General features: G+C 72.2%; 16 protein-coding genes. 12 read left to right on the top strand and 4 right to left on the bottom strand.

Annotated elements, in window-relative coordinates; translation table 11 throughout:
* Positions 1-110 precede the first annotated feature (110 nt).
* From folP to WME76_RS36100, 3 genes are read left to right on the top strand one after another with little or no spacing between them, the layout of a single operon-like run.
* Entirely contained in the window at positions 111-1,025 is a 915-nt protein-coding gene (gene folP / locus WME76_RS36110; protein WP_437956731.1) for a dihydropteroate synthase, read from the top strand.
* Positions 1,018-2,316, top strand: coding sequence for a diadenylate cyclase CdaA (gene cdaA / locus WME76_RS36105; protein WP_437956730.1), 1,299 nt, complete (start codon positions 1,018-1,020; stop codon positions 2,314-2,316). The genes folP and cdaA overlap by 8 nt, the downstream gene beginning before the upstream one ends.
* Positions 2,313-3,251: a CdaR family protein gene (locus WME76_RS36100; RefSeq protein WP_437956729.1), complete on the top strand. Its 939-nt coding sequence runs from the start codon at positions 2,313-2,315 to the stop codon at positions 3,249-3,251. Before cdaA ends, WME76_RS36100 begins: the two co-directional genes overlap by 4 nt.
* A 62-nt stretch (positions 3,252-3,313) precedes the next feature.
* Here WME76_RS36100 and WME76_RS36095 read toward each other — a convergent pair whose 3' ends face one another.
* Positions 3,314-4,348: a BMP family lipoprotein gene (locus WME76_RS36095; RefSeq protein ID WP_437956728.1), complete on the bottom strand. Its 1,035-nt coding sequence runs from the start codon at positions 4,346-4,348 to the stop codon at positions 3,314-3,316.
* Positions 4,349-4,428: 80 nt separating this feature from the next.
* Entirely contained in the window at positions 4,429-4,917 is a 489-nt protein-coding gene (locus tag WME76_RS36090) for a nitrate reductase associated protein (RefSeq protein ID WP_437956727.1), read from the bottom strand.
* A gap of 86 nt (positions 4,918-5,003) precedes the next feature.
* Here WME76_RS36090 and WME76_RS36085 point away from each other — a divergent pair, with 86 nt between their 5' ends.
* The 3 genes from WME76_RS36085 (at position 5,004) to WME76_RS36075 (ending at position 10,100) form a co-directional block, all read left to right on the top strand.
* On the top strand, positions 5,004-5,720 hold the full coding sequence (locus tag WME76_RS36085; RefSeq protein ID WP_437956726.1) for a hypothetical protein: 717 nt from the start codon (positions 5,004-5,006) through the stop codon (positions 5,718-5,720).
* A 703-nt stretch (positions 5,721-6,423) separates the two neighbouring features.
* Complete coding sequence (locus WME76_RS36080) at positions 6,424-7,674, top strand: serine hydrolase domain-containing protein (protein WP_437956725.1); 1,251 nt, start codon at positions 6,424-6,426, stop codon at positions 7,672-7,674.
* A gap of 1,115 nt (positions 7,675-8,789) precedes the next feature.
* On the top strand, positions 8,790-10,100 hold the full coding sequence (locus WME76_RS36075; RefSeq protein ID WP_437956724.1) for a carbohydrate porin: 1,311 nt from the start codon (positions 8,790-8,792) through the stop codon (positions 10,098-10,100).
* Between the two features lie 97 nt (positions 10,101-10,197).
* Here WME76_RS36075 and WME76_RS36070 read toward each other — a convergent pair whose 3' ends face one another.
* A complete protein-coding gene (locus WME76_RS36070) occupies positions 10,198-10,989 on the bottom strand; it encodes a UPF0158 family protein (RefSeq protein ID WP_437956723.1) in 792 nt (263 codons plus the stop codon).
* A 304-nt stretch (positions 10,990-11,293) separates the two neighbouring features.
* Positions 11,294-12,805, bottom strand: a complete 1,512-nt coding sequence (glpK, locus tag WME76_RS36065; protein ID WP_437956722.1) for a glycerol kinase GlpK — start codon at positions 12,803-12,805, stop codon at positions 11,294-11,296.
* A 279-nt stretch (positions 12,806-13,084) separates the two neighbouring features.
* On the opposite strand from glpK, the gene WME76_RS36060 reads away from it, so the two are divergent.
* From WME76_RS36060 to yihA, 6 genes are all read left to right on the top strand, one after another.
* Positions 13,085-15,019 (top strand): adenylate/guanylate cyclase domain-containing protein, encoded by a 1,935-nt coding sequence (locus WME76_RS36060; protein ID WP_437956721.1) that lies wholly within the window; start codon positions 13,085-13,087, stop codon positions 15,017-15,019.
* Between the two features lie 116 nt (positions 15,020-15,135).
* Positions 15,136-16,089 carry an acetyl-CoA carboxylase carboxyltransferase subunit alpha gene (locus tag WME76_RS36055; RefSeq protein ID WP_437956720.1) on the top strand — a complete coding sequence of 318 codons (954 nt, stop codon included), beginning with the start codon at positions 15,136-15,138 and terminating at the stop codon, positions 16,087-16,089.
* A gap of 56 nt (positions 16,090-16,145) precedes the next feature.
* The gene (locus WME76_RS36050) at positions 16,146-16,538 is read left to right on the top strand and encodes a hypothetical protein (protein ID WP_437956719.1); all 393 of its coding nucleotides are present in this window, start codon (positions 16,146-16,148) and stop codon (positions 16,536-16,538) included.
* Positions 16,535-17,524 carry a Gfo/Idh/MocA family protein gene (locus WME76_RS36045; RefSeq protein ID WP_437956718.1) on the top strand — a complete coding sequence of 330 codons (990 nt, stop codon included), beginning with the start codon at positions 16,535-16,537 and terminating at the stop codon, positions 17,522-17,524. The genes WME76_RS36050 and WME76_RS36045 overlap by 4 nt, the downstream gene beginning before the upstream one ends.
* A gap of 238 nt (positions 17,525-17,762) precedes the next feature.
* Positions 17,763-18,101: a gamma-butyrobetaine hydroxylase-like domain-containing protein gene (locus WME76_RS36040; protein WP_437956717.1), complete on the top strand. Its 339-nt coding sequence runs from the start codon at positions 17,763-17,765 to the stop codon at positions 18,099-18,101.
* Positions 18,098-18,952 carry a ribosome biogenesis GTP-binding protein YihA/YsxC gene (gene yihA / locus WME76_RS36035; RefSeq protein ID WP_437956716.1) on the top strand — a complete coding sequence of 285 codons (855 nt, stop codon included), beginning with the start codon at positions 18,098-18,100 and terminating at the stop codon, positions 18,950-18,952. Before WME76_RS36040 ends, yihA begins: the two co-directional genes overlap by 4 nt.
* The last annotated feature ends 79 nt before the right edge of the window (positions 18,953-19,031 follow it).

Here is a 19,031-nt window from a genome sequence, read left to right as displayed (position 1 = left end):
CGTTCGGACGCCCTCGCGATGTTCCAATTGCTCCCAGAAAACATCGATCGGAGCAGACAATTGCCGTTCGGCGCAAAAGTTGCTACCCACAGGAAATGTCCCCGCTGCGCATGCTGCTCGAACGCCGCAGGAGCGTGGTGATCATGGGGGTCCTCAACCGCACGCCGGACTCGTTCTCGGACGGCGGTCGCTTCGAGAATGAACAGACGGCGCTCGCCCAGATCGATGCGATGCTCTCCGAGGGGGCGGACATGATCGACATCGGCGCGGAATCGACGCGACCGGGGGCGCAGCCGGTGCCTGACGACGAGCAGATCGCGCGGATCGGCGGGAGCGTGCGCGACGCGGTGAAGAGGGGGGCCATCGTCTCGATCGACACGACCTCTCCTGCCGTCGCGGCGCGCGCGCTCGACGACGGCGCGGCGGTGGTCAACACGATCTCGCTCGACAGCGCGGCAGAGCTCGGCGCGCTCTGCGCGCGCCGGGGCGCGTCGCTCGTGCTCATGCACAGCCGCGGCCCGATGTCGGCGATGGCCGGCTTCTCCGCGTACCCGGACGACGCGTACCGCGACGTCGTCGCCGACGTGGCGCGCGAGTGGTCCGTCGCCGCCGCGCGGGCGCTCGACGCGGGCCTGCCGCAGGGCGAGCTCGTCCTCGATCCGGGCCTCGGCTTCGCCAAGAACGCGCGGCAGTCGATCGAGCTGTGCGCCCGGCTCGACGAGCTGTGCGCGCTCGGCTTCCCGGTGCTCGTCGGGCCGAGCCGCAAGTCGTTCCTCGCGCGCGCCGCCGCCTCGGAGCGCGGCGCGGCCGGCGGCGACGCGCTCGCGCCGCCCTCGGAGCGGCTCGGCGGCACCGTCGCGGCCGCGCTCGCGTGCGCGGCGCGCGGCGCCGCGGCGGTCCGCGTCCACGACGTCGGCCCGGTGCGCCAGGCGTTCGACGTGATGCGCGCGATCGAGCGCGCCGGCCCGGGCGGCCGCCGGCGCCCCGGTGCTCCCCTGACCGAGGGGGCGCGCGGCGATGACTGACGGGTTCCTCCGCCTCTTCGCGGCGAGGCCGGTGACGCAGGTCGCCCGGGACCTCGTCGACATCTTCATCGTCGCCTACGTCGTCTACCGCGCGCTGCTCGTGCTGCGGGGGACGCGCGCGATGCAGATGGGCCTCGGGCTCGGCATCGTCTTTCTCATCTACCTCGGGGCGAAGGTCTTCGGCCTGACCACGCTCCTCAACCTCCTCTCGTGGCTGCTCTCGTCCATCATCCTCATCGTGGTCGTCGTCTTCCAGAACGACATCCGCCGCGCCCTCATCCGCGTCGGCGGCAGCAACTGGTTCACGAGCGGCCGCGAGCAGCAGTCGCGCGTCATCGACGAGGTGGTCGCGGCCGCGACCGAGCTCGCCCGCCACCGCATGGGCGCGATCATCGCCTTCGAGCAGGACGCGAACGTGCTGGAGTTCGTCAAGAGCGACGGCATCCACATCGACTCGGTCGTGACCCGGGAGCTGCTCGTGTCGCTCTTCGTCCCCGAGTCGGTGAACAAGCTGCACGACGGCGCGGTGCTGATCCGCGATCTCAAGATCGCGCGCGCCGGCGTCTTCTTCCCGATGCCCGAGACGAAGATCCTCGACGCGAGCCTCGGCTCCCGGCACCGCGCCGCGCTCGGCATCACCGAGGAGACCGACGCGGTCGTGGTGGTGGTCAGCGAGGAGCGCGGGACGATCAGCTTCTGCTTCAGCGGCAACATCGTGTCGAACCTCGACGGCCAGTCGCTGCGGCACGCGCTGCTCGGGCTGTTCGGCCGCTCGTCGCGCCGGCGGCGCTTCGCGAAGAAGGTGGCGCAGGGCGGCCGCGCGAGCCTCCCGACGCCGCCGGTCCGCAGCCCCGCGGCGGGCGCCCCGGCCGGCGCCGCCGCCGCGCCGGGCCACGAGCCCGGCAAGCCCGCCGCGGCCAAGCCCGCGCCGATCGAGGGCAAGCCCGCGGCGCCGATCACGAAGACGACCTCGATGATCAAGGCGCCCGCGGAGGGCGAAGCGCGGACGATGTCGAGGATGTCCACCTCCACGCCGATGCGCTCGGGCGCCGAGGCGCGCGCCCCGGCGGCGTCCAGCGCCGACCTCCGGAGCGCGGCGGCCGCGCCGGCGCCGCCGGACGGCGATCGCCCCTCGTCGGAGCGCGGCCGGCCGGCCATGGTCGACGTCCCGGCGGGCGCGACCGACTCTCCGGTCCCGTCGCAGCGCACCTTCGTTCCGACGGGGCAGGCCGCGGCGACCGCCGCATCCAAGGGGAGCGCGGAGGGCATGCCCCCGCGAGATGAGCCATGACGCTGGCCGGCCTCCGCGAGGCGCTCCGCGCGGCGCTGCTCGACAACCTCGGCCTCAAGCTCCTCTCGCTCACGTTCGCGCTGTGCCTCTACGCCTTCATCCACGGGGCGGAGAACGCGCAGCGCACCTTCTCGCTCGACATCGTCACGATCATCCCGCCCGAGTCCAACAACCGGCAGCTCATGACTCAGGTCCCGAACGCGGTCTCGGTCACGGTGCGGGGCTCGCGCACCCAGCTCGACGACCTCCGCGCCGACGACCTCGGCACGCTGCAGCTCGACCTCCGGAACGGCACGGTCACGCGCATCGAGCTCGACAAGTCGATGTTCCACGTCCCGGCGGGGCTCACGGTCGAGCAGATCTACCCGCCGACGATCGATCTCCGCTGGGACGACGTCATCGTGCGCCCGATCCCGGTGCAGGTGCCGCGCACGGGGGACGCCGCGCAGGGGTTCCTCGTGAAGGGGACGGTCGGGATCGAGCCGGCGATGGTCAACGCCCGCGGCCCGCGCTCGGTCGTCGACGTGATGCAGCTCGCGCGCACCGCGCCGTTCGACATCAGCGGGCTCACCGAGGGCACCTACCAGCGGCTGCTCGCCCTCGACCGGCCGCCGAAGCTCGTGACGTACGACGTCGACAGCGTCATGGCGACGATCGAGATCGGGCGCGAGCTCGCCACGCGTACCTTCGATCGCAGGGTGGAGGTGGTCGGGATCCCGCGCGCCACGGTGACGCCGTCCATCGTGCAGGTGAGGATCACGGGGACGCCGGAGGACGTGGGCGCCGTCAACCCCGACGCGATCCTGGCGCGCGTGGAGCCCAAGGCGGCGAACCTCGATCTGAGCCAGCCGGGCAGCGATTTCCTCGACGTGCTCGTCGACGTCCCGCGCGTCACGGCCGAGGTCAACCCGCCGAAGGTGATGGTGAAGTGGTGAGCGCGCCGCGCTGACGCCGCCGCGTGGACGCTCCGCCGCGCGGAGATCGACGCGGCGGCGCGTCAGCGCGACGGGACCTCGAGCTCGCCCCGCGCGATCCGCGCCGCGAGCGCGTCGACGCGCGCGCTCGCCCCGGCGGGGATCCCGGCCGCGTGCGGGCCCTCGTTCACATAACCGACGCCGCCCTCGGCCAGGCCGAACGACGACAGCCCGCCCTCGAAGCGCCCCTCGACGAGCGCGCGGATCACCTCGAAGACCGCCACGTCGGCGCGCTTGATCATGCTGGTGAGCACCGTCCCCGGCATCTCGTCGTGCTGGTCGCGGTCGACGCCGATCGCCTTGACGCCCATGTCGCGCGCCGCCTCGAACACGCCGTGGCCCGTCGCGCCGGAGACGTGGAAGAGGACGTCGGCGCCCGCCGCGGCCTGGCTCACCGCGAGCGCCTTGCCCTTCACCGGATCGCGGAAGGCGTCCGGCGTCATCCCGGCGTAGGCGACGCTGACCTCGCACGCGGGGCAGACCTCGCGCACGCCCGCGCGGTAGCCCGCCTCGAACCTGTGGACGAGCGGCATGTCCATGCCGCCGATGAAGCCGACGCGCCCCGTCGCCGTCGTGAGCCCGGCGACGGCGCCGACCAGGAAGGCCCCTTCCTCCTCGCGAAAGGTGAGGCCGGCGAGGTTCTCCGGCACGGCGCGGCCCGGCGTCGGCGCGTGATCGAGGCACGCGAAGCGGACGGCCGGGAACGCGCGCGCGACGACCTCCATGTCGGTCGAGAAGATGAAGCCCACGCCGATCACCAGGTCGAAGCCGCGCGCCGCGAAGAGCCGCATCGCCGCCTCGCGGTCCTCCGCGCCGCTCGGCTCGAGCACCTCGGTCGTCACGCCGAGCTCGCGCGCGGCGCGGGCGAGCCCGAGGTCGGCCGCGTCGTTAAAACTCCTGTCCCCGCGCCCGCCCACGTCGAACACGAGGCCCACGCGGACCGCCGCGCGCTCCGCGCCGCCCGGCGGCTCCTCGCCGCGGGCGGGGAGGAGCAGCGACGCCGCGGCGAGCGCCGCGACGGCGGCGGTGACACGGCGGAGGGACGGCGCGGCGGGCATGGGAGCGAGCGGCGAGCGGCGATAGATAGAGGAGCGCCGCCCGATGCATCGGCCGGGCGGACTCGCGCCCGCTGGGCAGGTCAGCCGGGCGGGCTCGCGCCGCCAGCGTCCCGGGATAGCCCGAGCTCGCCGAGCAACGCGCGCAGCTTCTCGGGCCCGCGCTTCGGATCCGCAAGCTTGACGAGCGCGTAGCGCTCCTCCTCCGTCAGCTTCGCCAGCCGGCCGAGCGCGGCCTCGTCGAGCGCGCCGTCCGGGCCGAGCCGGTCGCGCAGCCGCGCGATCACGGCGTCCTTCTCCCACGCGGCGCGGCGCACCGGCGCGTCCGCGAGGGGGGTGAGGGCGACCCCGGCGCGGGCCGCGAAGCCGCGGAGCACCTCCGCGTAGACCGCGACGTCCTCGTCCGTATCCACCGGCAGGTGGCACAGCGCGAGCCGCTCCGCGCGCGACAGCGTCTGCCACCCCGCGAGCGAGATCTTGAGCTCCGCGAGGTCCAGCTTCCGCCGCACCGCGAGCGGCACGCAGTCGAGCACGGCGTGGACCTCGCCCTCCAGCGCGAACTGCCTGTACATGGTCCCCATCTTACCGCCTCGCCCGGGCGATCCGCGAGCTGTCGTTGCGCCTGGGAGGCGCGATGCTCTTGCGGTAGCCTGCTCGCGTGCGCCGCCTCGGGATCTCCACGACGCTGACCGCGCTGCTCGCGCTCGCGTCGCTGACCCGCGGCGCCCGCGCCCAGGAGGCTCCGGTCGCGCCGCCGGCGCCGGCCTCGGCGCCCGTGGCGCTCGACCGCGTCGTCGTGCGCTGGCATGCGCCCGAGACCGGCGGCGTGCGCCGCCCTCAGTTCATCTTCGAGCGGGAGCTCGCCTTCGAGGCGCGCATCGAGGCGCTCGCCGACCCCGACGCGGAGCCCGGGCTGTACCGCGATCGGCACATCCGCGCTGCGCTCGACCGGCACATCGCGGAGACGTTGCTCGCCAGCCTGCCGATCTCGCCCGCGCCGACCTCGACCGAGGTCGCGCAGCGGGCCGAGGCGGCACGGATCTCCCTGGAGCAGCGCGCCCGCGGCCGCGCGCGCCTCCTCGCCGCGGCGGCGGCCGAGGGCGTGAGCTCCGACGAGCTCGACGCGATGCTGCGCCGCCAGGCCCGCGCGAGCCTGTACCTGGACCGCATGGTCGCGCCGATGCTCGAGCCCAGCGATTTCGAGCTCAAGATCGCCCTGCGCTCCGGCGCGACGCCGTTCAAGGATCAGCGCTACGAGGACGTCGCCCCGGCGCTGAAGCGCTGGTACGTGGCGCAGCGGCTCGCCCAGGCGCTCGACGCGTATTACCAGAACGCGCGCGCCCGGGTCTCGCTCAGCATCGTGTCCGCGCGCTGAGCGCGGGAGCGCGCGGTGATCGACGGCCATCACCCGTCGACGCGGCGCGCGACGAGGCGGCCATGGGTCGCTCTTCACGGGTCGCCGCTCGCCGGTCGCCAGCCACTTACAAGGCACGATAGCGCCGACCCGCCACGATAACCCACGACAGGCAGATGCGGCAGAGGCCGATAACGTGGGTGAATTCTGACTCTTGAACTCGAAGAACACCCGGGCAATACTGCTTCGTTGCCTGGTGTTCGCTCAGGCAGCTTGGAGCGCGGGCGCTCCCGTGCTGGCCGCGCGGGATGGGGGTCCAGTGCGCCGTATCCGTAGGGGTATTCGTCGGGGTTACATCCCGGCGATCGGCGTTGGAGGGCGCGTTCCAGGAGCCATGGGATAGAGCACGGGACCGCGGGCGGGCGCCGCTCGTGAGCCGCTGTAAGGCGCTGTGGCGCCCGGCCGGCGGGCTGCGGCGCGCGGGGTGCCGAGCGATGTCGCGCGCGGCGTCGAGGACACCGGGCGCCGGGCCGATCACGGCCGCCGCTGACTCCGCGCGAGCGGCCCCGGCGCGCGGTCATCGTCGCATCGACGCGCGCGCCCCTCGTCAGCGTCGCTGGAGAGGTCTCCGGGACGGCGCATGGCGACAGGCATCGTGACAGGACCTCGCAAGGAGTTGTTTCACATGGATACCGGAGATCGTCCTTTTCATCGCAGGCATCTGTTGCGGGGACTCGGCGGCATCGCGACGCTCACCGCGATCGCGCCTGCGGTGCTCGGCAGCTCGTCCGCGCGCGCGACGACGACGACCGTGCTCGCCTCCGGCTTGCCAGAGGTGGTGGGCATGAGCTCGGAGCGCATCGAGGACGTCTTCGCGCGCGTGCAGCGCCGCGTGAACGACGGCCTCTTCCCGGGCGCGACCGCGCTCATCGCGCGGCGGGGCGTCATCGTGGGTCACCGGGCCTTCGGCAACAAGGTCGCCGGCTCGACCGAGCCGGTCACGCTCGACACGATGTTCGACGTCCTGTCCCTCACGAAGGTGCTGGCCACGGCGACGGCGGTCCTGGTGCTCAACCAGCAGGGGAAGCTCCTGCTCTCCGACAAGGTGGCTGCGTACCTGCCGTTCTTCGGCGCGAACGGGAAGTCGGGCGTCACCGTCCTCGACATGCTCCGGTACTCGGCCGGCCTGCCCGTCGACAACCAGCTCCTCGACGAGCCCAACGCCAAGACGGTCTGGCGCGCCATGGCCGAGACGCCGCTCGAGTACACGCCGGGCTCCTCTGTCCTCTACAGCGATCTCACCTACCGCCTGCTGGGCCGGCTGGTCGAGATCGTCTCCGGCGCGGACCTGAGCACCTTCGCGCGCGCCCACATCTGGGGCCCGCTCGGCATGCACGACACGATGTTCAACCCGCCGGCGGCGCTCGCGCCGCGCGTCGCGGCGACCGGGTACTCGAGCCGCCGCGGCCGCCTCGTGCGCGGCGAGGTGCAGGACGAGCAGGACTTCGCGCTCGGCGGGATGACGGGCTGCGACGGCGTGTTCTCGACGGCCATGGACGTCGCGATCTTCTGCCAGATGATCCTGGGCCTCGGCAGCTACGGCGCCGTCCGGGTGCTCACGCCGCACTCCGTCGACAGGATGACGCGGAACCAGACTCCCCAGGTCACCGCCGCGGCGACGGACACCTCGCCGCTCAACAACCTCCTGCTCGCGCCGAAGGGGCTCGGCTGGGAGCTCTGGACCCCGCGCTTCTCGAACGGTGGAACGCGCCTGTCGCCCGGGTCGTTCGGCAAGGCGGGCGGCGCCGGCACGTTCATGTGGATCGACCCGGCGCGCGAGCTGTTCGGCGTCCTGCTGACGAACCACGGGCTGCCAGAGCCCTTCGACGAGATCGGTTGGAACCGCATGATCGACGGCATCGGCGTCGTCGAGTTCTTCGACGGGGTGATCGGCGCCGTCGCGGAAGAGTGCTGAGGGCTCAGCGCGGCCCGGCTCTCCCGAACATCGATCCGCCTCACTGCGCCTCGCGCGCTCGGGACCGTGCCTGTCCCCCGAGCGACGCCGCCCGGCCGCGGCGAGAACATGATGCAACCCGAGCCGACCGCGTAACGCCGTACCTGGACACGATCGCGTCCACCCACGTGCACTGCAATCGACACTGGCTCGCTCCGAACCTGCGTCAAGCGGTGCGCTATTGACGCGTCGCGTAATCTTGCGGACCGGGGAGCAGGATTCTCACGCGATAGCCTCCTGCCGCTCGGCCCTGCGCGCGCGCGCAGGGTCTTCCCGCTCTGCGGCGCTGCGGGCGCGCCCGCGACCGTCATTGAGGCTCCGCGGGCGCGAGGGGTCGCCTGGAGCTCAACCCGGGTAGAGCGAGGCGCCGCCGCGGCGGCCTCTCGCCTCGCCCCGTGACGAAAAGCCGTGTTCTAGATCCTGAAACAAGGCGCACTCCGGCGCCCACCGCGGCCTCGCCGGGGCAAGAAAAGCGCGCGCCGCCGGGGCTCGCCAGCGCAGCCACCCAGTCAGCGCCACGCGCTCGACGCACTCCCGGCAATACGCGCGGCGCGCGCGTGAATTCTTCTGGCAGCACTTCATCCGACGCGAGTCGTCCGACGCGAGCTGGTTTTGGTGCGACGCGTCAAGGGCGCCGTGGCGCGCGCGCCGGGGAGCCGCCAGTGCCGACGAAACCAAGTGATTTCGGTCACTTCATGATGACGCGCCGCAGAAGTCAACAAACTGCTGTAGGTGCTTCGGAGACCTTTGACATGAACAGAACGTTCCTGTTAACTGTGCCCCCCGCAAGCCCCGCGTGTGTGGCAGCGGGCGGCTCTGTCCCACAGAGCCAACCTTGGATTGTCTTGACAGGCCGCTTCCTCTGCCGCGCTTGGCCACCTGGCCAAACCACGTCCCACCACCCCAAGTACACTCCCAAGAATGGATAGGAGCGTCGTTCGATGACATCACTTAAGACAGACAGGTCGTCGGTTCCCAGCAAGCGAATCGCGGGTCGGCGCACCGTAGTCCGAGCCCTCGGGCTGGTTGCCGCCTCGGCCATCTGCCTCACGGCGGCGCCGCGCTCGGCCCACGCCGTGGGTAGCGAGAACTTCGAGTGGCACTGGTACTCGCGCCTCGGCATGGCGTGGTCTGTCTACGGGCAGAACATCCAGGGCGCGTCGATGAACCTTCTCGGGTTCGGCATCGGCGGTCGTTACGAAGAGGACGACTACTCCGAGCCGTCGTTCGTCGCGCACGTGGTGAAGGGCGCGACGCCGGACGACTTCTTCGTGAAGTCCGAGATGACCTTCGCCATCTGGAAGCAGTACGGCGGGCCGTTCATGCAGCCCGCCTCGAACGGCGGCCAGACGATCACCGTCCAGTTCAACCAGGCCTACATCGAGGCCGGCAACTTCCTCACCCCGGGCCTCAGCGTCTGGGGCGGCGCGCGCTTCTTCCGCGAGCAGTACGCGCCCATCGGCGACTACTTCTACCTCGACGACCTCAGCGGCCAGGGCGGCGGCATCAAGTACGAGAACCTGAACCTCGCCATCCTCGGCTATCGCGGCTTCGGCGCCACCACCCCGGCGTACAACATCGACCTCAACGGCGACGGGGGCATCGACGTCGAGCGCTTCCGCACCATCTTCGCCGGCAACTACAAGTTCGAGTTCGGCGGCGAGGCCAAGCACCACGTCAAGGTCCACGCCGAGGCGCACGTCCTCCAGGCCGCGAAGCAGGGCTCGGGCATCCCGACGCCCGACAACGGCAAGGCCGACTTCGGCGGCGTCATCGGCGCGAAGCTCCACCTCGGCCTCGGCCAGGGCAACTGGAGCGACACGTCCGTGCGCTTCGGCACCGGCATCGCCAACGGCGCCGCCGGCGGCGCCAAGACGTACCAGACGTGGGGCACCGCGAACGACGAGGGCACCTTCGCCGGCTCCTTCGCCATCGAGGCCGTCGAGCACGTCGGCTTCCGGATCGGCGACGCCGCCGCCCTCGAAGGCCTCGCCACCCTGCACTACACCAAGGCGGCGTACGAGGCGCCCGCGGGCGTCACCCCGACCGCCGCTGGCCCGCACGAGAAGCAGTTTGACTTCTCGGTCCAGGCGAACGCCACGATCTTCGCGCACAAGAACTTCCACCCCGTCGTCGAGGCCTCGTTCCAGGGCCGCAAGGACGGCGTGGCGGATCTCGGGACCGCGGTGAAGGTCTCCGTCGTCCCGACCCTCGTGCCCACGGGCGAGCTGAGCGCCGGCGCGCGTCCGCACTTCAAGCTCATCTACACGGCCGCGTTCTACAACGACGCCGCCCGCGAGCAGGCGCTGTCCGCCTACCTCCAGAGGACCGGCGCCGGGTCGAACGTCGGCCACTACATCGGCGCGCGCACCGACTGGTACTTCTAGACCCTGCGGCGACCGACTCCGCCGCTCCCCTCCGTTCGTTCCTCCCACCCTCAGGCCAGCGCTCCGGCGCCGCGATCGCGGCGCCGGGAGCGCGCCCTCACGCCGTATCGCTGCGCGACTCGCTCGCGATCTCCTGCGAGGCAGGACCGGCGTCCTCGTCGGACGGCCCCGGCGCCTCGTGGTAGTGGTGCGCGAACGAGCGCGCCGCGCGCCGCGCCTTCAGGAACTCCGCGAACGCCGTCAGCGTGTCGAGGTCGCGCGGGCCGAGCGCCTCGGCGATGTCGCGGAGGTTCTTGCGCAGGCTCTCCACGCTCTTGCCGCCGCGGCGGGGCTCCCGCACCTCCTCGCGCTCGCGCTCGCGCACGGGCGCCTCGGCCGCAGGGGCGACGGGGGCGGCCTCCGGGCGGGCCGGCACCTCTGGTACCCAGAGCGGACGGGGGACCGGGTTCAGCGCGTGCGCGCTCAGCCACGCCTCCATGAAGATCCGCAGCCGCTCGCTCCGGAAGGCGAACCAGCGCTCCCGCTCCGGACCGTAGGACATCAAGACATCCTTGAAGCGACGGAACGCGCCCTTGCCGTCGATGGCCTGGCTGAGCTTCGCCTGGAGCTCCATGTCTTCCACCATCGGGATGTAGCGCTCCATCCAGCGGTACTGCTCGCGCGAGCTCACGGGATCGATCCGGAGGTAGTTGGCATCGGCCGCGATGCGCGCGTGCATCTGCGGATCGGCCACGCCGTCGACGACCCGCAGCACGTCGCCCGTGCCGAGGTGCAGGTACGAGTGCACCTCTGGGGCGTTGTTCTCGAAGGCGTCCTCCAGCGCCTCCCAGTCGATCGGGATGTCGCGAACGGCCGTCCCGCCGGCTGAAGCATTCTCGGTAGTCGGCATGTCCTCCTCGTCTCCATCGAAAGCAGCGAGGCGGCGGTGGGCTGGCCGCGCGCCTCGGTTCAAGTGCACCAAGTTTGAACGGAAATGCGCCGTCGTCATAGCACTCTACGCTGGTTGGGGGCTTCTGGGCCTAACTCTCGCAACCTAGGGTTGATTCCTTGATCCGGAAGCCCGTTCGGCCGCCGAGCCGCGGCGCGATGACGGCTCGGGAGAGAGCTTCGGAAGACCTGGTTCAAGCGGAAATCAGCGTGGAAATTCGGGGGAATCGTCGAAGAAAGGTGCAAGGTCGAAGAACGCCGAGTGCTCAGGAACGCTGCGACCGCGCGCGGGCGACGGCATCGGCCCAGCGGCGGAGGTGGGCGGATCGATCCGCTTCGCTCATCGCGACCTGGAAGCTCTGCCCGACACGGGACATGCGGGCCGAGTCCTCCTTCGTGCGGAAGAGGCCGGCCCCCACGCCGGCGAGCATTGCGGCGCCGCGCGCCGTCGTCTCCAGGTCGGTGGGGCGCTCGATAGCGACGTTCGCCACGTCCGCCTGGAACTGCATGAGCAGGTCGTTCGCGGCGGCGCCGCCGTCCACGCGCATCCGGCGCAGCGGGTGGCCCAGGTCGTCGGCCATGGCCTGGACGAGATCCGTCACGGAGAGCGCGATTCCCTCGAGCGTCGCGCGGGCGAGGTGCGCCGCGGTCGTGCCGCGCGTGACGCCGGAGATGATCCCGCGGGCGTCCGGGTCCCAGTAGGGCGCGCCGAGCCCGGAGAGCGCCGGGACGAACGTGACGCCCTCGCTGGAGGGCACGGCGCGGGCGAGCGCCTCGATCTCCGCCGCGCTCTCGATGAGGCCGAGGCCGTCACGGAGCCACTGCACCGCGGCGCCCGCGATAAAGGCGCTCCCCTCGAGCGCAAAGACCACCTCGGCGCCGATCTTCCAGCCCACGGAGGTGAGCAGGCCGAAGCGGCTCCGGAGCGGGCGATCGCCGATGTTGGCCAGCACGAACGCCCCGGTGCCATAGGTGCACTTGGCGTCGCCCGTCGCGAAGCAGGCCTGGCCGAAGAGCGCCGCCTGCTGGTCGCCGGCGATGCCCGCGATCGGGACGCCGTCGGGCAGGTGAGGGAAGCCGCGAGTCGCCGCGATGCGCCCCGCCGATCCGACGATCTCCGGCAGGAGCGGGCGCGGGATCTGGAGCATCGCGAGCATCGCGTCGTCCCAGCGCAGCGACTCGAGGCTCATGAGCAGGGTGCGCGACGCGTTGGTGACGTCGGTCGCGTGCACCGGCGAGCCGCCCGCGACGTCGCCCGACAGGCGCCAGACGAGGAAGCTGTCGACGGTCCCGAAGCACAGCTCGCCGCGCTCGGCGCGCGCGCGCGCGCCCGGCACGTTGTCGAGGATCCACGCGAGCTTCGTGCCGCTGAAGTACGGATCGAGCACGAGGCCGGTCGTCTCTTCGACCGCCTGCTCGTGGCCCGCGGCGCGGAGCTCGGCGCAGCGCGCCGCCGTGCGGCGATCCTGCCACACGATCGCGCGGTGGATCGGGCGGCCCGTCGCGCGCTCCCAGACGAGCGTCGTCTCGCGCTGGTTCGTGATGCCGATGGCCTTGATCGCGCTGCCAGCCACGCCCGCCGCCCTGAGCGTCTCGCCCACGGCGTCCTGAACGCTCTGCCAGATCTCCTCCGGATCGTGCTCGACGAGCCCGGGCTCCGGGAAATGCTGGCGAAACTCGCGCGTCGCGCGGCCCAGCGTCGCGCCCGCCGTGTCCATGAGGAGGGATGTCGTGCCGGTCGTGCCCTGATCGATGGCGAGGAGGTACGCGGAATCCATGCGGCCGACTAACGCGGCGGGGTGTGGGCGCATAGCAGTTCCACGCGCCACGTCCAGATGGACTATGGACGAAATACTGATCATATGATCAGTTATGGCGAGGTCCGCTGTTCAGGCGGGCCGACCCGACCGTTCGCTCCGGGCGGTGTCCCGCGCTCCGTGTGCGCGGGGTGGCGCGGCCTCTCCGCCCCGGCTCGCCTGCGCTCATCCCGCTCGGCCCCGGAAGCCGGGCCGGAAAGATTGTCGGTCCGTGCCCGGCTGGGTAATCTCCCAGAACCGATGGCCCGCCTCATCCTGCAGACCGCCGAGGGCCAGCAGGCGATCGAGCTGCGGCCCGTGAACTCGCTGGGGCGCCACCCGAACAACTCCATCCAGCTCCTCGACAAGATCGTCTCGAAGGAGCACTGCATCATCGAGCAGCGGGGCGATCACTTCGTCCTGCGCGATCTCGGGAGCCTGAACGGGACGTTCATCAACAGCGAGCGTGTCCGGGGCGAAGCGCCGCTCAAGCACGGGGACGAGATCGCCCTCGGGTCCACGCGCGGTCGGTTCGACGATCCGGGCGCCGCCGTCGCCCAGCCGATGGTCCAGGGCTGGCCTCCCGGGGTGAACCACCAGGGCGGAATGCCCGCGCAGCCGGCCGGGTACGGGCATCCGCAGCGGGAGGGCGGCTATGCGGCGCCGCCTCCGCCACAGTACGCGCGTCCGCAGCAGCAGCAGCCGGCGCCGCTCGCGGGCACGCCGGCGGCGCCGCCGGTGACGCGGCCGCCGGCGTACGCGCCGCCGCCGCCCCCGCCGCCGCTCCCGGGGCCGGGCGGGACGGCGCCGCTGCCGGGGCGCTCGGGGGCGCACGGCGGATCGTACGTCGCGCAGGGCACGCGCATCGACGTGAACGATCAGGCCCGGCAGATCGGGACGCAGATCGCCGCGGTCGACAAGGGGTTCCTGGCGTTCGACCGGATCGCGAACGACATGAACCAGCTCCGCGCGGACTACGAGCGGCTGCGCCTGTCGCACGAGCTGTCCCGCGAGATCGCCGCCGAGCGCGACACGACCAAGCTGCTCGAGAAGATCCTGACGAGCGTCTTCAAGTTCATCCGCGCCGACCGCGGGGTGATCTTCCTGCGCAACGAGGGCGGCGAGCTCACGCCGCAGGCGATGCAGCGGCGCGACGGGACGACGGCGCCGATCAGCGTGTCCTCGACGATCCTGAACCACGTCGTGCACGAGCGCGCCGCGGTGCTGACCCACGACGCGGCGATGGATTTCGCGGCGTCGAAGGGCAAGAGCATGATCCTGAACCGGATCAGCTCGGCGATCGTCGCCCCGCTCGTGGCGCCGCTGCAGCACAACAACGAGGTGCTCGGGGTGCTCTGGCTCGACTCGGAGACCCTCGCGCAGTTCCAGCCCAAGGACCTCGAGCTCGTGACGGCGATCGCCTACCAGGCGGCGATGTTCATCGAGATCAACATCCTCGGGAAGAAGATCGAGAACGAGATCGTCACGCGGGAGCAGCTCCGCCGGCTGCTCTCGCCGAACATCGCCGAGCGCGTCCTGAGCGGCCAGCTCGCGGTGAAGCAGGGCGGCCAGCACGTCGAGGAGTGCACCGTCTTCAACAGCGACATCCGCGGCTTCACGCGCATGGCCGAGAGCAAGCGGCCCGAGGAGCTCGTCGTGATGTTGAACGAGTACTTCGAGCGGATGGTCGACACGATCTTCCAGTTCGAGGGCACGCTCGACAAGTTCATGGGCGACGGGATCATGGCGCTCTGGGGCGCGCCGGTCGCCCACCGGGACGATGCGGTCCGCAGCGTGGAGTGCGCGCTGAAGATGGGCGAGGTGCTCGGCGAGTTCAACCGCGAGCGGCTGGAGAAGGGCGAGCCGCCGCTCGCTGTCGGCATCGGGATCCACACCGGGCCGCTCGTCGCCGGGTACATCGGGAGCTCGAAGGCGCTCAGCTACACGGTGATCGGCGACGTGGCGAACACGTCGGCGCGGCTCTGCTCCATCGCGCTGGCCGGGCAGATCGTCATCAGCGACACGACGTACGCGCAGCTCGGGGGCAGGTTCGAGACCGAGGAGCTCCAGCCCGCCCGGGTGAAGGGCAAGGACAGGCCGATCCCGATCTACAACGTGATCCGGAGCCGGCCGATGGCGCAGGTCCCGGCGAACGCCTTCCTCAACCCCGAGCCGACGAACGCCGCGCAGGAATGACGGCGATGACGCGGCGCTTCGGCCGAGGGGCGCGCGTCCGCCGCGTCATCGGGGCGATGCGGCGCGGCAGCACAGCGCCGTAGCCGTCCGCCCGCTGCAGCGTTAGGGTCCGGCCCGTGGCTGCTTCCATTCTACCTTTTGAGAGACCTGTCGCTGAGCTCATCGAGAAGGTGCGGGAGCTGCGCGCGCTCGCCGCGGCCGACCCGCGGTTCGAGCCGGAGCTCGCGCAGCTCGAGGACAACACGGGCCGGCTGGCGCGCGAGATCTTCGCGGGCCTCACGCCGATGCAGAAGGTGCTGCTCTCGCGGCACGCAAACCGGCCGTACACGCTCGATTACATCAAGCGGCTGTTCACCGACTGGGTCGAGCTGAAGGGCGATCGGCGCTTCGCCGACGACTGCTCGATCGTGGGCGGGCTCGCGACCTACCACGGGCGGAGCGTCGTCGTGGTGGGCCACCAGAAGGGGCGCGGCGCGAAGGAGAACGTGAAGCGCAACTTCGGGATGCCGCACCCCGAGGGCTACCGGAAGGCGATCCGGCTCTACGAGATGGCCGACAGGTTCGGGCTGCCGATCCTGACGTTCATCGACACGATGGGGGCCTACCCGGGCATCGGCGCCGAGGAGCGCGGCCAGAGCGAGGCGATCGGCGCCGCGCTCGCCGCGATGGCGCGGGTCGGGGTGCCGATCGTGGCGACCGTCATCGGCGAGGGCGGCTCGGGCGGCGCGCTGGCGCTCGGCGTCGCCAACCGGGTGCTGGTGCTCGAGTTCAGCTGCTACTCGGTCATCTCGCCGGAGGGGTGCGCGGCGATCCTCTGGAAGGACGGGGCGCGGGCCGACGAGGCCGCGGAGCGGCTCAAGATCACCGCGCCGGATCTGCTGCAGCTCGGCGTCGTCGACACGATCGTCGAGGAGCCGACCGGCGGCGCGCACCAGGATCACGACGAGGCGGCGGCGCTGCTCGACAAGGCGCTCTGGGCGACGCTCACGTCGATGGACGCGCTCGGCCCGGAGGAGCTCGTCGACGACCGGTACCGCAGGTTCCGCGGGCTCGGATCGTTCGTCGGGTAGCGCTGCCCGGCGCTCCGGCTGGCTCTCCCCGGGCGCCGGGGCTATACGGCTCGCGGATGGACTACGGCAAGGCGCTGCGGACGCTGCTGCTCGTGGGCACCAGCGCGGTCGCCGCCGGCGTGGTCCTCCGGGTGCAGTCGAGGTTCAACGCCTCGGACCGCAGGGCGGCGCTCGGCGTCGTGCAGCAGTACCGCCCGGAGAGCGGCCGGAGCGCGCCGGAGGCGATCGGCGCGCGGCACCCGGGCAAGGCGCCCGTCTGGAGCGCGTCCACCGAGTCGGCCTGCCTCCAGCACGTCCGCGTGCGCGCGACGATCGAGGGGGAGCCGCCGCTCTTCTACGACTTCCTTGTCGACATCAACGGCCCTTCGATCCACCCGGGCAACGGCGAGGGCGAGGCGATCCTGCGCGAGCTCACCGCCACGCCGGCCGCGTCCGCGGGGGCGCCGTGAGCGTCCGGGTCGCGCTGGTGGGCTGCGGTCGGTGGGGGGAGAAGCTCCTGCGCGCGCTGTCGGAGAACGCGCGGGCGCGCGTGGTCGCGGTGGCGGACGTCGATCGCGGGCGCCTGGCGCGGGCGCGCGCGCTCGCGCCGCGGGCGCGGCTCGTGCGCACGGTCGACGAGGCGCTGGCCGCGCGCGTGGACGCGGTGCTCATCGCGACGCCGGCGGCGAGCCACGCGGAGCTCGCGCTGCGCGCGATCGAGGCCGGCGTCGACGTGTTCGTGGAGAAGCCGCTGGCGCTGTCCGCGACCCAGGCCGACCGCTGCGCCGCCCGCGCGGCGGCGCTCGGCCGGATCGGCATGGTCGGCCACCTGCTCCGCTACCACCCCTCCGTGGTGCACCTCGTCGCGCTCGCGCGCGAGCGGCGCCTCGGCGAGCTCGTGAGCTTCAGCGCCGCGCGCCTGTCCACGGCGAGCGCCGGCGGCGGCGGGGCGTCCTCGGCGCTGTGGACGCTCGGGCCGCACGACCTCTCGGTGCTCGCGGCGCTCGACCCGAGCCCGGTCGTCGAGGCGCGGGGCCGCCTCTCGCCCGGCGGCGAGCGCGTCACGGTGGAGGTGCGCCTCGAGAGCGGCCTCGCCGCGCAGATCGAGCTCTGCTCGTCGAGCCCGACCAAGGAGCGGCGGCTGCGGCTCGCGGGCAGCGCGCGCGTCGCGGTCTTCGATGACGTGCGCGCGCCCGACCGGATCCTGTTCCTGGACGGGCGCGGCGCCGAGGCGGGCGAGCGCGCCGAGCGGGACGCGCTCGCGCCGTCCGGGCACGAGCTCGAGGTGCCGTGGCGCGAGCCGCTCTCGGTCGAGATCGAGCACTTCCTCCGCTGCGTCGAGGAGCGCACGCCGCCGCTGACGCCGCTCGACGAGGGCGCCGCGGTGGTGCGGATCCTCGAGCGCGTCGAGGCGACGCTCGCCCCCGTCGAGGCGCGGGCGGTCGCCGCGGGGTAGCCCGGAGGGGCCGCGCCCCGCGGGAAGGGGAGCGCGCCTGGGGGCGTCCGGACGGCGCGGCGAGCGCGGCGAGCGCGGCGAGGACTGACGGCCGGGCGCTGGATCGCAGGGATCTCCGGATTGGCGCGGAACGTGGAGCGTGGAGGCGAGCGCGCGGGGCAGGCGTGCGGCTGCCGCGGGGTCGCCGCCCTTTGCAGCGCCGGATCGGCGTGGTACTGCCGTCGGCTGGAAGGGTAAGATGCCGCAGGATCCGAAGATCACACCCACGCAGGTCAAGGCGCCGCACGGAGCGCGGGTGATGGAGATTCACTGGGCCGACGGGCACCGCGGCGTCCTTCCGCACGAGATCGTGCGCGGGTACTGCCCGTGCGCGAACTGCCAGGGGCACGGCGGCACGATCAACTTCGTGCCCGGCGGCGACCTGAACCTCCGCGAGATCGAGCAGGTCGGCAACTACGCGCTCCAGTTCACGTGGGGAGACCTGCACGACTCGGGCATCTACACCTTCCGGTACCTGCGCTCGCTCTGCCAGTGCGACGAGTGCAAGCCGCAATTCCAGCCGCCCCACTCCAAGTGACCGCCCGCCGCGCACAGAAGGCGCAAGCCGCTCCGAAGGCTCAGGCCGCTCCGAAGGGGCACGCCGCTCCGAAGGGGCACGCCGCTCCGAAGGCTCAGGCCGCTCCGAAGGGGCACGCCGCTCCGAAGGCTCAGGCCGAGCGGCAGCTCGATCCGTTCCAGATCGTCGACTCCTCGTTCGTCGCCGGCGCGGGCACGCTCTCGTCGCTCCCTTCGCCCGCCAGCGCGGAGGTGGCGTTCGCGGGGCGCTCGAACGTCGGCAAGTCGAGCCTCATCAACACGCTGGTCGAGCGCAAGGGGCTCGTCCGGACGAGCTCGAACCCGGGCTCGACGCGGCAGATCAACTTCTACGAGGCCCGCGCGCGCGACGGCGCGGTGTTCCATCTCGTGGATCTGCCGGGGTACGGCTTCACCCACCGCTCGAAGGCCGAGAAGGCGGCGTGGGCGTCGCTGATCGAGGCGTACCTGCGCGGCCGCGTCACGCTCGCCGCGGTGCTGCTCCTCGTCGACGCGCGCAGGGGCCTCGAGGAGGACGATCTCGAGCTCATCCGCTTCATCGAGGCGTCGCGCGACGTCGCCCGACGGCCCGTGGAGCTGCTCCTCGTCGCGACGAAGGTCGACAAGGTGCCCCGCTCATCGATCCGGCGCGCGCTGGATCAGCTCGCCTCCGCGGCCCCGCGGACCGCGGAAGGCGCGCTCCGCCGCGCGGTCGGCTTCTCGTCGATCACCGGAGAGGGCAGGCGCGATCTGTGGCTCGCGATCCGGCGCGCGACGCTGTTCGGCGTCGGCGCGCCGGAGACGCGCAGCGACGCGACGGCGCCGAGCGACGGCGAGACGGCCGAGGACGGATGACGCTGCGCGGGTGCGAGACGCGCGCCGCATCGGCGCGTCGCGCCCCGGATCAGCGCCGATGGAGGTATTGACCCGCCCT

Source organism: Sorangium sp. So ce119 (genome assembly GCF_051524405.1).
Taxonomy (GTDB): Bacteria; Myxococcota_A; Polyangia; order Polyangiales; family Polyangiaceae; genus Sorangium; species Sorangium cellulosum_G.
The sequence above is the reverse complement of the archived record's forward strand: the minus strand, read 5'-3'. Positions and strand labels throughout refer to the sequence as shown.